The organism is Flavobacterium crocinum (assembly GCF_003122385.1).
In the GTDB taxonomy this organism is placed as follows: domain Bacteria; phylum Bacteroidota; class Bacteroidia; order Flavobacteriales; family Flavobacteriaceae; genus Flavobacterium; species Flavobacterium crocinum.
Genome location: NZ_CP029255.1, coordinates 5,118,882 through 5,135,466 on the forward strand (window position 1 = coordinate 5,118,882; position 16,585 = coordinate 5,135,466).

Here is a 16,585-nt window from a genome sequence, read left to right on the forward strand (position 1 = left end):
GAACAAATCAAAGTGGTAACTTTGCGTTTTGCTCAAAATTATGTTAGAAAAAGACAATACTATTGAAGTTCTTGGTGCAAGAGTTCATAATCTTAAAAATATAGACATTTCTATTCCGCGTGAAAAACTGGTTGTTATTACTGGTTTATCCGGTTCAGGAAAATCATCTTTGGCATTTGATACTATTTATGCTGAAGGACAGCGTCGTTATGTTGAAACTTTCTCTGCCTATGCAAGACAATTCCTTGGCGGATTAGAACGTCCCGATGTAGATAAAATTGACGGACTTTCTCCTGTAATTGCCATTGAACAAAAAACAACCAGCAAAAGTCCGCGTTCAACGGTTGGAACTATTACTGAAATTTACGATTTCCTTAGACTTTTATACGCCCGTGGAGCAGACGCTTACAGTTACAACACAGGCGAAAAAATGGTTTCTTATTCTGATGAACAAATTAAAGATTTGATTATTCAGGACTATAAAGGAAAACGAATCAATATTCTGGCTCCGGTTATTAAAGCCAGAAAAGGACATTATGCCGAATTATTCCAACAGATTACCAAACAAGGATTCTTAAAAGTCCGTGTAAATGGAGAAGTTCAGGATTTGGTTTCGGGAATGAAATTAGACCGTTACAAAACACACGATATTGAAATTGTGGTAGACAGAATGCAAATTGAAGATACACCTGACAATCAGAAAAGATTATCAGAAAGTATCAATACTGCCATGCATCACGGTGAAAATGTTTTGATGATTCTGGATCAGGATTCTAATGAAGTTCGTTATTTCAGCCGAAATTTAATGTGTCCTTCCACTGGAATATCGTATCAAAATCCGGAACCGAATTTATTTTCTTTCAACTCTCCAAAAGGAGCTTGTCCGCATTGTAACGGATTGGGAACTGTACATGAAATCAATGTTAAAAAGATCATCCCAAACCCGAAATTATCAATAAAAAGCGGTGGTTTTGCTCCGCTTGGTGAATACAAATCTTCGTGGATTTTCAAACAACTGGAAACCATTGGAGAAAAATTCGGATTCAAAATTACCGATCCTATCGAGAAAATTCCGGAAGAAGCCATGACGATGATTTTGTATGGCGGAAAAGATAAATTTTCTATCAATTCTAAAGATCTTGGCGTAACCAGAGAATATAAGATTGATTTTGAAGGAATTTCTAATTTCATTAAAAATCAATATGATGAAAGCGCTACAACAAGCATCAAACGATGGGCAAAAGATTTTATGGACGAAATTCCTTGTCCGGTTTGCGAAGGTTCACGCCTTAAAAAAGAAGCATTATTCTTTAGAGTAAATGAAAAAAATATCACCGAATTGTGTGATATGGATATTTCAGATTTGACAGCATGGTTTCATGATTTGAATAGTCATTTGACTGACAAACAACTTTTAATTGCTTCTGAAGTTGTAAAAGAAATTAAAGACCGTTTGAACTTCTTAATGAATGTTGGTTTGAATTATCTGGCTTTAAGCCGAAGTTCAAAATCACTTTCTGGTGGAGAAGCTCAGCGTATTCGTTTAGCAACTCAAATTGGCTCTCAATTGGTCGGTGTTTTGTATATTTTGGATGAACCTAGTATTGGTTTACATCAAAGAGATAACGAAAAACTGATTCAGTCTTTAGAACAATTACGTGATATTGGAAATTCGGTTATTGTAGTAGAACACGACAAAGACATGATCGAAACAGCTGATTATGTAATTGATATTGGCCCAAAAGCCGGAAAATATGGAGGAGAAATCATTAGTATTGGAACTCCAAAAGAAACTTTAAAATCAAACACCATTACCGCTCAATATCTGAATGGTAAAATGAAATTTGATATTCCTAAAGAAAGACGAAAAGGAAACGGCAAATTCTTAAAACTTACAGGAGCTACAGGAAACAACCTTAAAAATGTTTCTATCGAAATTCCGTTAGGACAGCTTGTTTGCGTTACAGGAGTTTCAGGAAGCGGGAAATCGACTTTGATAAACGAAACCCTCTACCCGATTCTGAATGCCTATTATTTTAATGGTGTTAAAAAACCACAACCCTATAAAAAGATTGAAGGTTTAGAACATATTGACAAAGTTATTGATATCGATCAAAGTCCGATTGGGCGAACACCACGTTCGAATCCTGCGACTTATACTGAAGTTTTCTCTGAAATCAGAAATCTGTTTACAATGACTTCAGAAAGTATGATTCGAGGTTACAAAGCAGGACGTTTTAGCTTTAACGTTAAAGGCGGACGATGTGAAACCTGTGAAGGATCTGGCGTCAGAACCATCGAAATGAACTTTTTACCGGATGTTTATGTAGAATGTGAAACCTGTCAGGGAAAACGTTTCAACAGAGAAACTCTGGAGATTCGTTATAAAGGAAAATCTATTTCAGATGTTCTGGACATGACGGTTGATGAAGCAGTTCCGTTTTTTGAGAACATTCCGAAAATCCACAGAAAAATCAAAACGATTCAGGATGTTGGTTTAGGATATATTACACTTGGACAGCAAAGCACAACGCTTTCCGGTGGTGAAGCACAACGTATTAAACTGGCCGGAGAATTATCTAAAAAAGATACCGGAAATACATTTTACATTCTGGACGAGCCAACTACTGGATTACATTTTGAAGATATTCGTGTCTTAATGGAGGTTATCAACAAACTGGTTGATAAAGGAAATACGATTTTGATAATCGAACACAATATGGATGTTATCAAACTTGCGGATTACATTATCGATATTGGTCCGGAAGGCGGAAAAGGCGGCGGACAACTAGTTGCTAAAGGAACACCTGAAGAAGTGGCGAAGAACAAAAAAAGTTATACGGCTAAGTTTTTGAAAAAAGAATTAGAGTAAAGAAAAGGTCTTTGTCAAAGTTTAGAACTTTGACAAAGATTTACACATTTTCATAATTTAACAATAATTATTTTATATTTTAGCTTTAAAAAAGCGAAATATGAAAACCACCGTATTATTTATTATAATATCGATATTCTCTCTTACTACTTATTCTCAATCTCAAAAAGACAGTCTCAATAAAGTTTTCCAGGAACGAATTAAAAACATAAAAGAAGATCAGTCTGACAATCCTTACTATACTCAGGAAGAACTCCAAAACGAGTATAAAAACGAAATCAATACCTTTAAGGATTTAGCCAAACCTAGTGAAAATAGTGATTTAGCTAATCATTTCAAGATTTATCTGGAGAAAAAACTGCTCAAAAAAATTGACTTTAGCTCAATTAAATGGTCTACTTTTTATAAAGATGTTTCAAAAAACAAAACCGACCTTAGTGTTCGATTAACTTTTGAATTAAGCAAAACAGGCAAAGCAACAAACTGCCGTATCAATTCCAGAGATAAAGAATTAGAGAAAAAAATTATTGAGGTTTTCAAAAAATTTCCTTTGGAAAAATTAGGGATCAAAGAAAGTGATAAATCAGGTAAAATAAGTGTACAGTTATTTGCCAGAGAAGATAATGAAACTGTAATAAAAGCAAGTCAATTTGCTGTAGTTGATGTACCTCCCGTAATAAAAGGTTGTGAAGATTCTACTTTATACTGGCAAATAAATAAATGTCTGTATGACAGATTATATGATTATATCCTAAAAAACATTTCTTTAAAAACACTTAACAGCCAGGAATTAAGAGGTGAAATTATATGCAGGCCACGTTTTACAATTAATAGCGAAGGAAAAATTACGAATGTAAATTCTATTGCTCCAAACAAAGTCATTAAGGACGAAATTGATCGTGTTATTTTATCTTTTAATGAAATAATTGAACCTGGCAAAAGAAATAATGTTCCTAAAAACACCTATTGCGATACGTTTCGTACTATTACAATAGAAAACTTGAAATAGTAAATTTTCTTTATAAAAGGCCGACAATCAAATCATTTATTGAAATTACGGAACATCCTATTTCAAATTCATAATTAATGTCGAATCTAATTTAATTCATTGATAATGAAACAAAAACCTCAAATTCGTCATTATCGTAACATTAGATTTAGATTATAATTACTGTTTTCTATAACAATTCTGGAAAAAAGAGTTAATTTAGTGTCCGCTTTTTTTGAAAAATTCAAAGTTAAAAGAGAGATCTTTCAATTAAACCAATTATTTATTTGAAACCAACTGCCCTAGCCCTGATGGAAGCGGCATCCTTTTGTTTTGGGGTTCAAAACAAAAGATATAGCGGACAGCAGGAACGAGCTCCTTCTTTTAACTACACAAAAAATATAGAAATAAAATAATAAATTAAAATACCTAAAATGAGATTAGAAGATTTTGATAATGATGAAGATAAAGTAATTCAGGACCGTTTGAAACAAAAAACGTGGAATGAAATTAGAACCAATGACAGCTGGGCAATTTTTAAAATTATGTCTGAATTTGTAAACGGTTATGAAGCAATGGGACGTATTGGGCCTTGTGTTTCTATTTTTGGTTCGGCAAGAACAAAACCAGAAGATAAATACTATCAATTGGCCGAAAAAATTGCTTATAAAATCAGTAAAGCAGGTTACGGTGTGATTACAGGAGGTGGTCCCGGAATTATGGAAGCTGGAAACAAAGGCGCGCATTTAGGAGGCGGAACTTCGGTTGGTTTAAACATTGAATTGCCTTTTGAACAACACTTTAACCCTTATATCGATCACGATAAAAACCTGAATTTCGATTATTTCTTTGTGAGAAAAGTAATGTTCGTAAAATACTCTCAGGGGTTTGTGGTAATGCCGGGTGGTTTTGGAACTCTGGACGAAATGTTTGAAGCCATCACTTTGATTCAGACTAAAAAAATTGGAAAATTCCCAATTATTTTGGTGGGAGTCGAGTTTTGGTCTGGCCTAATCGAATGGGTTAAAACTGTTTTGGTAGAAAAAATGCATACCGTTAGTCCGGAAGATTTGGATTTATTCAAGATTGTTGACACAGAAGATGAAGTAGTTGATGTTTTGGATAAATTCTACAAGAAATACGATTTAAGTCCGAATTTCTAAATATTTCAAACCATATAAGCGATATAAGAAATTATAATTTTGCTGTCAAAGTATTATAATTCAAATACAGTTACCTGACATATATGGTTAAATTTTATTAAATATCGTAAAAATTGAAAGCTGTTTTTTTAAACAGCTTTTTTTATGCTATTTTTACAAAAATCCGAAGTAACTTTATGTACGTAACTTAAGTATATCTGATAAATTTTGCGCCATTCTTGAAATTGTTTTTTAAAATTATCTACACGGTTTTAGTTTTATTCAGTACAATAAAACTTTCAGCACAACATCTTTCTAAGATGGAGGTGGCGGTAAATCTCGAACTAAAAACACTGAATGTAAAACAGGATATTACGTATCACAATACTTCTGAAGATTCTTTATCTACTATTGTACTTAACGACTGGAACAATGCTTTTGTTAGTAAAAACACACCTTTAGCAAAACGTTTCTCGGATGAGTTTTACCGAGGTTTTCATTTAGCAAAAGCTGCAGATCGTGGAAAAACTACTATTTTAAGCCTTACAGACGATAATTCATCTGCTTTTGAATGGGAAAGATCCGGCGAAAATCCGGATTATATTGTGGTTCGCTTAAATCGAAAACTGGCTCCAAATGAAAAAGTTGATTTGCATCTAACTTATATCGTTAAAGTCCCAAATGACAAGTTTACTCATTTTGGGTTTGATCAAAATGGCGGAATGGCGCTTAAAAACTGGTTCTTAAGTCCTGCCCGTTTCGAAAACCATAACTTTATAAAATACAGTAATTTTAATCTTGATGACATTGCCAATGCTACAGTAGATTATGAAGTTGAAATTAAAATTCCAAATCCGTATGCTATTACAACCGATTTAAATTCGGTTTCAAAAGACGTTTCCAACAAAGATTTCAGTATTTATTCTTTTTCCGGAAAAAACAGAACCGATTTTAGTCTTTATATCGAAAAACAAAACTCTTTTAGATCTTATGATAATGGCTTAACGGAAGTTGAAACGAATCTAAAAAACAAGAAGATTGATGAAATTCAAAAAGCGATAATTATTGATCGTGTGGTTTCTTTTGCCACCAGTTTTATTGGTAAGTATCCTCATGAAAAAATCACAGTTTCCCAGGCAGATTATGATCGAAATCCTTTTTACGGATTAAACCAGCTGCCTTCTTTCATTAGTCCGTTTCCGGATGATTTTATGTTCGAAATTCAGTTTTTAAAAACGTTTTTAAACAATTACCTAAAAAACAGTCTCCGCATGGATTCCAGAAAAGACAATTGGGTTTATGACGGAATTCAGATTTATGCCATGATGAAATATATGGAAGAAAATCATCTGGATAAAAAAATGCTGGGCAGACTTTCAGACATGAAACTCTTTAAAAGCTACAATATCACCAATCTGACTTTTAACGAGCAATACAGCTATTATTATATGCTTATGGCTCGAAAAAATCTGGATCAGCCATTGGGAGATCCCAAAAATACTTTGATTAAATTCAACGAACAAATTGCAAGTAAGTACCGTGCAGGTTTGAGTTTGAGCTATCTGGACGATTATTTAAACCACAATATTGTTCCCGAAAGTGTAAAAGAGTTTTATAATCTCAACAAAAATCAACAAACAAACCGTTATGATTTTGAAAAGATTCTAACTCAAAAAAGCAAAAAAAAGATAGACTGGTTTTTTAATACCATAATCGACTCCAGAGATATTATTGATTATAAATTTTCGAACGTTTCAAGAACTGCCGACAGTGTAACTTTTTCTATTAAAAACAAAACGGGAATTTATGCTCCAATTCCTATTTACGGACTTAAGAAAAATAAAGTTGTTTTTAAAGAATGGATCGAACCTAAAACAAAAGATTCTGTTTACGAATTTGAAAGAAAAAATGCAGATAAAATTGTTATCAACTATGATAATGAAGTCCCGGAATACAATCAGAGAAACAATTGGAAATCATTAAAAAGTCTAGTAATCACAAATCGTCCTATCAAGTTTAACTTTGCTAAAGATTTGGAAGATCCGTACTACAATCAGATTTTATACATTCCGACATTATACTACAATTATTATGACGGACTAACTCCGGGAGTTCGTTTTCATAATAAAACCATTTTAGACAAACCATTTAATTTTGATATTAATCCTGCTTTTTCTACTAAAACAGGAAGTCTGTCTGGTTCGTCTGCTTTTTCATGGAATCAATATTACAGAAACAGTACTTTATTCAATGTTCGTTATTCTCTTAGTCAAAACTATTTTCATTATGCGCCCGACGCTACTTATTTGAGACTAAATCCAATGGTGCAGTTCCGCATTCGCGAAAAAGATTTTAGAGACAACAGAAAGCAATTGTTTTTATTTCGACAAGTGATTGTAAATAGAGAGGAAAGCGAATATATCACAGATAATTCCAAACCGAATTACTCCATTTTTAACGCCAGATATTCCAATACTAAGACAGAATTAATTGATCATTTCAGTTTTATGACTGATTTACAATTTTCAGGTGGATTTGGTAAATTTTCAGGAGAAGTAGAATACAGACGATTATTTCAGAATAACCGTAAACTAAACTTAAGATTATTCGCCGGAAGTTTCTTGTATAACAGAACCGATTCGGATTATTTCAGTTTTGGTTTAGATCGTCCTACCGATTATTTATTTGATTATAATCTTTTTGGAAGATCCGAAAGCACCGGATTTTTTAGTCAGCAGTATGTTATTGCAGAAGGTGGTTTTAAATCGCAACTTGAACCCTCTTATGCCAATCAGTGGATGACAACTTTAAACGCGAGTTACGCCGTTTGGAATTGGGTAGAACTTTACGGAGATATAGGTTTTTTAAAAAATAAACATCAAAAAGAGTACTTTGCTTATGACACCGGAGTGCGTTTAAATCTGGTTCCGGATTACTTTGAACTTTATTTTCCAGTCTATTCTAATAACGGATGGGAAATAGCGCAACCAAATTACAACGAAAAAGTACGATTTATAATCACTTTCTCACCAAAAACATTAGTTACTCTTTTTACCCGAAAATGGTTTTAATCAAATAAATTTTAAACAAAATATTGCGAAATTGTCAAAAAATTTAAATTTTACATAGAAACACAATAAAAAAAATACACCATTTTTTGATTTTAAATACAAATAATTAAATTATATTTAGTTTAAAGAATTATGATTATTGATTGTTTTTAAGTAATTTCGCGACATAAACATGACCCTTCAAGATTATGATAAAAGAAATAAACAATACTACATTGACATTTGAAGATTTCAAAACTGAGGTATTGAATGACTACAGAACTGCTGTAATAAGCCGCGAATGTAGTCTATTAGGTCGAAAAGAGGTATTAACAGGAAAAGCTAAATTTGGAATTTTTGGCGACGGAAAAGAAGTTCCGCAGCTGGCAATGGCCAAGGCTTTTAAAAACGGGGATTTCCGTTCTGGATACTATCGCGATCAGACTTTTATGATGGCTATTGGCGAATTGGATGCAAAACAGTTCTTTGCCGGTTTATATGGTCATACTGATTTAGCTTTCGATCCAATGTCTGCTGGAAGACAAATGGGAGGACACTTTGTAACACACAGTTTAAACGAAGACGGTTCCTGGAAAGACTTAACAAAACAAAAAAATTCAAGCTCAGATATATCGCCAACTGCAGGACAAATGCCAAGATTATTGGGATTAGCGCAGGCTTCTAAGATTTACAGAAATGTTGATGGAATAACAATCAAAGACAAATTCTCTGTTAATGGTGATGAAGTAGCTTGGGGAACTATTGGTAATGCCAGTACTTCTGAAGGTTTATTTTTTGAAACCATAAATGCTGCAGGAGTTTTACAGGTACCAATGGTAATGAGTGTTTGGGACGATGAATACGGAATTTCGGTTCACGCAAAACACCAGACGACTAAAGAAAATATCTCTGAAATTTTAAAAGGATACCAGCGCGATGAAGACGCTAAAGGTTATGAAATCTTTAGAGTAAAAGGCTGGGATTATGCAGAATTGATTTCGACTTATGAAAGAGCCGGAGCTATTGCAAGAGAAGAACATATTCCGGTTTTAATTCACGTAAGCGAATTGACACAGCCTCAGGGCCACTCTACTTCTGGTTCTCACGAACGTTATAAAAGTGCAGAAAGACTGGCTTGGGAAAAAGATTATGACTGTATCCGCCAAATGCGTTTGTGGATGATTGCCATCAATATTGCTTCTCCGGAAGAGCTTTCTGAACTTGATTTCGAATTAAAGAAACATGTTTTAGAGGCTAAAAAAGAAGCTTGGAATTCATTCATCAATCCAATTATTGAGGAACAGAAAAACCTTCTTGAATTATTAGGACAAATTGCAGAAGCAAGCATCAATCATAAAGAAAGAATTAAAAAATTAATTTCTGAATTAGCCGCGATTAAAGCGCCTTTAAAAAAGGAATTATTAGTTTATGCTAGAAAAATTCTTCGTTTTATTGAAGTTCCAAACAGCAAAGTTCTACTTTCAAACTGGATTACAAGATTTATAACCGAAACTCAGGAAAAGTTCAGCAGTAATCAGCATTCTGAGTCTGCTCAAAATGTATTTTCTGTTGAAAAAGTACTTCCTGAATATGCAGAAAATGCAAAGCCGGATTTAGATGGAAGAATGATTCTTCGTGATAATTTTGATGCGTTATTTGCAAAATATCCTGAAACTTTAATTTTCGGTGAAGATGTTGGAAACATCGGAGACGTAAATCAAGGTTTGGAAGGAATGCAGGAAAAATACGGAGAACTTCGTGTTGCTGATGTCGGAATTCGTGAAGCTACCATTATTGGACAGGGAATCGGAATGGCATTGAGAGGTTTACGTCCTATTGCAGAAATTCAATACTTAGATTATTTATTGTACGCTATTCAAATCATGAGTGACGATTTAGCTACATTACAATATAGAACTGTTGGAAAACAAAAAGCACCATTAATCATTAGAACCCGCGGACACCGTTTGGAAGGAATCTGGCATTCTGGCTCTCCAATGGGAATGATTATCAACGCGATTCGTGGAATTCATGTGTTGGTTCCAAGAGATATGACACAAGCGGCCGGTTTCTATAACACTTTGTTAGAATGTGATGAACCTGCTCTTGTTATTGAATGTTTAAACGGTTACAGATTAAAAGAAAAAACACCTCTAAATTTTGGTGAATTTAAAACACCTATTGGAGTTGTAGAAACTTTAAAAGAAGGTGCCGATATTACTTTAGTTTCTTACGGATCAACATTACGTTTGGTACAGCAAGCAGCTAATGAGTTATTAGAATTAGGAATTGACTGTGAAATAATTGACATTCAGTCTTTACTTCCATTCGACATCAATAAAGATATTGTGAAAAGTATCGCAAAAACGAATCGTCTTTTAGTTATTGATGAAGATGTTCCTGGTGGTGCTTCAGCATTTATCTTACAGCAGATTCTGGAAGAACAAGACGCTTATAAATATTTGGACAGCAAACCGCAGACTCTTGCTGCAAAAGCACACAGACCAGCATACGGAACTGACGGTGATTATTTCTCAAAACCTTCTGCTGAAGATATCTTCGAGAAAATTTATGGAATGATGCATGAAGTTAATCCTTCTAAATTTCCTAGTTTATACTAAGATTTAGAAGGTTTTAGATAGTAAAAAAGCTCCAAGATTTTTGGAGTTTTTTTTTATTTTTACACATAAATTTTGTCATTTCGAGGAACGAGAAATCACACTCGAAATTCTACAAAGATTGGCGACATCCTGTGTGGAGTTACTAGTGCGATTTCTCTCTTCGGTCGAAATGACAAAAAATCCGTTTAAACATTATATTAAAATAAAAATCCGTGTCAATCCGCGCTTTCGCGAAAGCGAATCCGTTTCATCTGCGTTCTATATCACGAATTAAAGATCTTTCAACATCGCTCTAGCTCGCTCTAGATCTTCAGCCGTATCGATACCAATTCCGACATGTTTAGTTTCGACCATTTTAATGCGTTTTCCGAATTCTAAATATCTCAGCTGTTCCAATTTCTCTGAAGCTTCTAAAGTTTTCATAGGAAGGCTGTAAAAGTCTAATAAAGCCTGTTTTCTAAAAGCATAGATTCCGATATGCTGAAAATATCTTACTCCAACATTTTTCTCTCTCGGATACGGAATTACAGATCTTGAAAAATACAATGCAAACTGCGATTGATCTACCACCACTTTTACATTGTTTGGATTATTTATTTCGTCTACATTTGTAATTTCACGCATTAACGAAGCCAAATCGATTTTTCTGTCCGGATCATTTTTAAAAACTGACAAAACCTCAGCTAAAGGTTCCGCTTCCGTAAAAGGCTCATCACCCTGAACATTTACCACAATATCAACATCAAGATCTGCGATAGCTTCAGCAATTCTGTCACTTCCAGATTCATGCTCTTTGATGCTCATAATGGCTTTTCCACCATTTGAAACGATTTCATCAAAAATCAAATCAGAATCGGTTACTACAAAAACATCGTCGAATAGTTTTGTCGAAACCGCAGCTTCATAGGTTCTCAGAATTATTGTTTTACCTCCTAAATCCTGCATCAGTTTTGCCGGAAAACGGGTTGAAGCATATCTGGCTGGAATTACTGCTATTATTTTCATTCTTATATTTTACTGAGTTAAAAAAACTCAAAATTTAGTAATTTAATTTTCACTGGTTTTAAGTGTTTGCAAATATGCAAAAATTACTTTTAAATTCTCTGTTTTTATATTTCTGTAAAGGATGAAAATCGTGTTCAGGAATTTTCTATTTACCAGCAAACAATACATCGATTGATTATTCGTCTTATTTATTAAGGTAAGAAATCAAACAAAAACTGTAACACGAAGATAAGTTGCAGGAATTAATGTAGAATTTGTGTCATTACTTTTGTTTTGACTGTTAACTAATTCTCCAAGTTTAGCATACAAATCAGAAGTTTTTCCATTTTGTTCAGCAGCTTCAAAAGCATTCATGGTGGGACCATAATAAGTTTTTAATCGATTTAGCCACTCCGAAGGCGGGAATGCTGCTTTAAATGTAAAGGTATCTCTCTCAAAAGAAATATTTTCTTTAGGAACACCCGCATTTGTGAATCTTTCAATCACGTTATCCTCAATCCCCCAAAGCATCGGACTTATAAAACCCTCAGGAGGCGGTGGTGTAAATTCAGCACTAATCTTCAGGATTTGTGCAATCAGTGTTGGGTCTCCGGGTATCCAATTTCCCATAATAATTTTACCTCCAGGTCGTGTAACACGAACCATTTCTTTAGCAACATCAAAAGGTTTTGGGGCAAACATTGCTCCAAAAATGCTCATCGTAACATCGAAAGACTGATTTTTTAATTCATTCAGATCGGTTGCGTCACCTTCTTGAAATACAATATTGTCCAATCCTTCCTTTTTTGCCCGAAGATTACCCGCTTCAACTAAATTTCTTGCTATATCAACACCTAAAACATTGGCGCCTAATTTTGCCGAAGGTATTGCGGTGGTACCATCGCCACAGCCGAGATCTAAAACGTCACTGTTTTCTTTAATTCCAATTTTGGCAACCAATTCCGCACCGCTTTCTCTCATAGATTCTGCCACGCGTGTAAAATCGCCTTTTTCCCATAATGCTTTGTTTGGATTCATGTTAGTTTTATCAGTGATTATAGTGCTGATGCCGCACTCTTGCTTAATTTGTAAACATCTTCTATCATTTTTTAAATTATCACCAGTTAATCCTAAAAGGCATTTAAAAAACTACTTAAAAAAGAAGATACAAAACAAACAATCAACTGACAAACAACTAGTTATACAAAAATAAACAAATTTAGATGAAACATTTTACTATCTCACCAAATTTATTTTTTAAACAAATTGTGTAGATTATAAATTTTTAGACCGTCGCTATTGATAATTAAAAACACCTTTGTGACGATACACATAAAAAAGTATTGGTTTGCGGAAGTTTTTTAAACTAAATGAGGAAAAACAATCCTTCAATTGCATTCATAGGGCTCCCATATCCTAAAAACAGAAACGACATTTTATCTGTGTTTGAAAACGAAGATGAAATTGAATGTAAGTCGTTTAGTATATTCACTTTGTAAACGTTTTTTTTTGCCACAGATTAAAAGGATTAAAAAGATTTTCTAACAATGCTTTTAAAATTTTCTCGCAGATTAAGCTGATTATTAATTCGAACGACCAATAAAAAAATCCGTTAAATCTGCAAAATCTTCGAGAAACAAAAAACTAAGCATCTATGAATCTTCACAATACTAAGCTTTTAAAATAAAAAATCTGTGAAAATCCTTTTAATCTGTGGCTAAAGTTTTTATTCCTCAAAACTTTCGTCCTTAAATCCTATCAAATACAGCTTATTTTTGGCACGTGTCATTGCAGTATAAAGCCATCTAATATAATCACGATCAATTCCGTCTGGTAAATACGGTTGTTCTACAAAAACCGTGTTCCATTGTCCTCCCTGTGATTTATGACACGTAATAGCGTACGAAAATTTAACCTGAAGTCCGTTAAAATATTCGTTTTCTTTTACTTTTTGGAATCTCTTGTACTTCGTTGGTTCGTCTTCGTAATCCTTCATTACTTCTTCATACAGACGATTTGATTCTTCGTAAGTTAAAGAAGGAGATTCGCTTTTTAAAGTATCCAAAATCAAAACCGTCTCAAAAGGTTTCTGATCCGGATAATCGACCATTCTGATTTTTACTTTCGCGAATGTAAATCCGTATAATTCTCTTATTCCAAATAATTCTAAAACTTCAATAATATCACCGTTGGCAATAAATCCGGCTTCATCCGTTTCTTTCAGCCAGAAATAATTATTCTTTACCACCATCAAAAAGTCACCAACCGAAAGTTCGCTTTCTTTAAATAAAATTCGGCTTCTGATTTGTTCATTGTACTGATTGGCTCTTTTGTTGGAACGAACGATAAAGGCTGTATCTTCAATACTATAATTGCTGTACGCCATATTAATTGCATCCTGAATATCGTAACCATCAGTTAATCGGACAATATCTTTAAACTTTTTTACATTAAATCGAAATTCAGTGATAAAGCTCTCTTTCAGTAATTCACGTAATTCCGTAGCATTGTACAAAATCCCTGAACTTTCTTCCTGACGCATTACTTCGTCTAATTCGATATGTTCAATTTCTTTGCTGTAATGAAACCCTAAAGTATCAATATCCAAAGCCGGACTCACATCTAAATTAACTGGTGGAAGCTGAGCCGTATCTCCCAAAAGAAGCATTTTACAGTTTTGCCCCGAATACACATAATTGATCAAATCATCCAAAAGTGAACCACTGTCTAAAGTACTGTCTGAAATCATCGAAGCCTCATCGACAATAAAAATGGTGTTTTTATGTTTGTTAACCTGTTTCGTAAAAGCCACTCCTCCACCCGATGATTTTTTAGGGAAATATATTTTTTTATGAATCGTAAAGGCTGGAGTATTTGAATAATTTGAAATCACTTTCGCCGCGCGTCCAGTTGGTGCCAGCAAAACGTATTTCTTATTAATATCTCCCAAATTGTTTACAATCGTAGAGATTACAGTCGTTTTTCCTGTTCCGGCATATCCCTTCAAAACGAAAATAGTGTCGTTTTGCGGTTCGGTTAAAAAAATAGCGATTTTTTGAAAAAAGATATCCTGTTTAAGCGTTGGAACAAAAGGAAATCGTTTTTGTAAAATACCGTAAAAGTGTGCTGAATTCATAAGGAAAATTTGAAACGCAAAGTTCGCCTTTTTTAATGAGAAGAACAATTAGAATGTAAGTAGCAAAAATAAAATCAAACCATATAAGCAATATAAGTTCATTTAAAAACAAACAACTTAAATTGACTGACATTACTTATATGGTTCAAAAAAATTAATAGTAATGTAACGTCTTCCTAACTTTACTTCAGAATTGTTTTTTGAAATTGCAATTATAATTGTTCCTTTTTAATTTGTAAGTTTGTGGTCGCTTAAATTCTTTCTTGATTTAAAACAGGTAACGAATTGTAAATCAATTATGTCATTACACAACACCAACATTACTTCAAAAAATTACAAAAAACTTTCTATTCAGGTTTCACTGTCTGGATTTTCATATTGCTGTTTTGATACTTTAAATAATGTCATTACTTCTTTTAAAGAAATTAAATTTGATACTTCAAACAAAACGGCTAAAATTGAAGATTTATTAAGTGATGCCTTCAAGAACAATCCTGAATTAAAAGGTAATTATGACGATGTGATGGTTATTCATACCAACAATCTTTCGACTTTTGTTCCGACTGCTTTGTTTGATGAAAATTACCTTGGAAGTTATCTGCAATACACGACAAAAGTATTTGAAACTGATTTCTTTACTTTTGACCGAATTCCAAATTACGAAATGAATTCTGTTTATATTCCGTATGTGAATATCAATAATTTCCTGATTGACAATGTTGGATCTTTTAATTACAGACATGCCAACACTATTTTGGTCGAAAAACTGCTGGATAATTCCCGTAATGATGACGAAAAGAAAATGGTCATCAATTTTAATCCCGGGAATTTTGAAATCATAGTGGTTCAGAATCAGAAGCTTTTATTGTTTAATTCATTTGAATATCAGACACCGGAAGATTTTATTTATTACATTTTGTTTACTGCAGAACAATTAAGCATGAATCCGGAAAGTTTTAGATTAGAATTTCTGGGAACTATATCAGAAAATGATCCATTCTATCAGATTGCTTACAAATATGTTCGCCATATTTCTTTCCTTGACGTTTCTAAACTTCAGGAAAAAAATAGTTTTTCAACAGCTCAAAATCAAAAACATTATATCTTATTTCAATCATGAGAATCATTTCAGGAAAATACAAAGGGCGCCGCATTAATCCGCCAAAAAATCTGCCTGTAAGACCTACGACTGATATGAGTAAAGAAGCATTGTTTAATGTATTGAACAATCATTTCAATTTTGACAGCTTAAAGGTTTTGGATTTGTTTTCGGGAACGGGCAATATCAGTTTTGAATTCGCTTCACGCGGAAGCGCACCCATTACGTCTGTAGATGGCGATTTCGGCTGCGTAAAATTCATCAAACAAGTTTCATCAGAATTTGATTTTGATATCGCTGCGACAAAAAGTGATGTTTTTAAGTTTTTAGACAATGCTAAAACCACTTACGATATCATTTTTGCTGATCCTCCTTATGGATTGGATCAGGCGACTTTTGAAAAAATCGTTTTGACAGTTTTCGAAAGAGATTTATTGGAAGAAGACGGAATGATGATTATTGAACATTCTAAATATACCAAACTCGATCATATGAGTAATTTTTCATTTCAGAAAAGCTACGGCGGTTCTTTTTTTAGTTTCTTCGAACTAAATTCAACCGATGACGATGAAGAATTACCACACGATACTACAAAAAAAGAACCTGAAGAAGACGAAGGTTAATTTTATCAAATTCCAAAAATTAAAAATTCCAAATTCCAATTTGACGCTTGGAATTTGGAATTTTTTATTT

Annotated in this window: 10 protein-coding genes; 7 read left to right on the forward strand and 3 right to left on the reverse strand. The window is 33.5% G+C overall.

All coding sequences use genetic code 11. From position 1 onward, the window contains the following. The first annotated feature begins 40 nt into the window (after positions 1–40). From uvrA to HYN56_RS21720, 5 genes are all read left to right on the forward strand, one after another. Positions 41–2,872, forward strand: a complete 2,832-nt coding sequence (gene uvrA / locus HYN56_RS21700; protein WP_109194109.1) for an excinuclease ABC subunit UvrA — start codon at positions 41–43, stop codon at positions 2,870–2,872. A gap of 100 nt (positions 2,873–2,972) precedes the next feature. Beyond that, positions 2,973–3,881 carry a hypothetical protein gene (locus HYN56_RS21705; RefSeq protein WP_109194110.1) on the forward strand — a complete coding sequence of 303 codons (909 nt, stop codon included), beginning with the start codon at positions 2,973–2,975 and terminating at the stop codon, positions 3,879–3,881. 413 nt (positions 3,882–4,294) lie between these two features. Continuing rightward, positions 4,295–5,023 carry an LOG family protein gene (locus HYN56_RS21710; RefSeq protein WP_109194111.1) on the forward strand — a complete coding sequence of 243 codons (729 nt, stop codon included), beginning with the start codon at positions 4,295–4,297 and terminating at the stop codon, positions 5,021–5,023. Positions 5,024–5,322: 299 nt separating this feature from the next. After that, the gene (locus HYN56_RS21715) at positions 5,323–8,073 is read left to right on the forward strand and encodes a gluzincin family metallopeptidase (protein WP_109194903.1); all 2,751 of its coding nucleotides are present in this window, start codon (positions 5,323–5,325) and stop codon (positions 8,071–8,073) included. Between the two features lie 188 nt (positions 8,074–8,261). Next, entirely contained in the window at positions 8,262–10,673 is a 2,412-nt protein-coding gene (locus HYN56_RS21720; RefSeq protein ID WP_109194112.1) for an alpha-ketoacid dehydrogenase subunit alpha/beta, read from the forward strand. Positions 10,674–10,943: 270 nt separating this feature from the next. Here the strand turns inward: HYN56_RS21720 and kdsB are convergent, their stop codons facing one another. From kdsB to HYN56_RS21735, 3 genes are all read right to left on the reverse strand, one after another. Further along, positions 10,944–11,678, reverse strand: a complete 735-nt coding sequence (gene kdsB / locus HYN56_RS21725; protein WP_109194113.1) for a 3-deoxy-manno-octulosonate cytidylyltransferase — start codon at positions 11,676–11,678, stop codon at positions 10,944–10,946. 204 nt (positions 11,679–11,882) lie between these two features. Next, positions 11,883–12,695 (reverse strand): class I SAM-dependent methyltransferase, encoded by an 813-nt coding sequence (locus HYN56_RS21730; RefSeq protein WP_109194114.1) that lies wholly within the window; start codon positions 12,693–12,695, stop codon positions 11,883–11,885. A 688-nt stretch (positions 12,696–13,383) separates the two neighbouring features. After that, positions 13,384–14,793 (reverse strand): ATP-dependent DNA helicase, encoded by a 1,410-nt coding sequence (locus tag HYN56_RS21735; protein WP_109194115.1) that lies wholly within the window; start codon positions 14,791–14,793, stop codon positions 13,384–13,386. Between the two features lie 298 nt (positions 14,794–15,091). Between HYN56_RS21735 and HYN56_RS21740 the strand changes: the two genes are divergently transcribed. Both HYN56_RS21740 and HYN56_RS21745 read left to right on the forward strand, forming a co-directional pair. Further along, positions 15,092–15,913 (forward strand): DUF3822 family protein, encoded by an 822-nt coding sequence (locus HYN56_RS21740; RefSeq protein WP_109194116.1) that lies wholly within the window; start codon positions 15,092–15,094, stop codon positions 15,911–15,913. Continuing rightward, the gene (locus tag HYN56_RS21745; RefSeq protein WP_109194117.1) at positions 15,910–16,515 is read left to right on the forward strand and encodes an RsmD family RNA methyltransferase; all 606 of its coding nucleotides are present in this window, start codon (positions 15,910–15,912) and stop codon (positions 16,513–16,515) included. The genes HYN56_RS21740 and HYN56_RS21745 overlap by 4 nt, the downstream gene beginning before the upstream one ends. Positions 16,516–16,585: the final 70 nt, after the last annotated feature.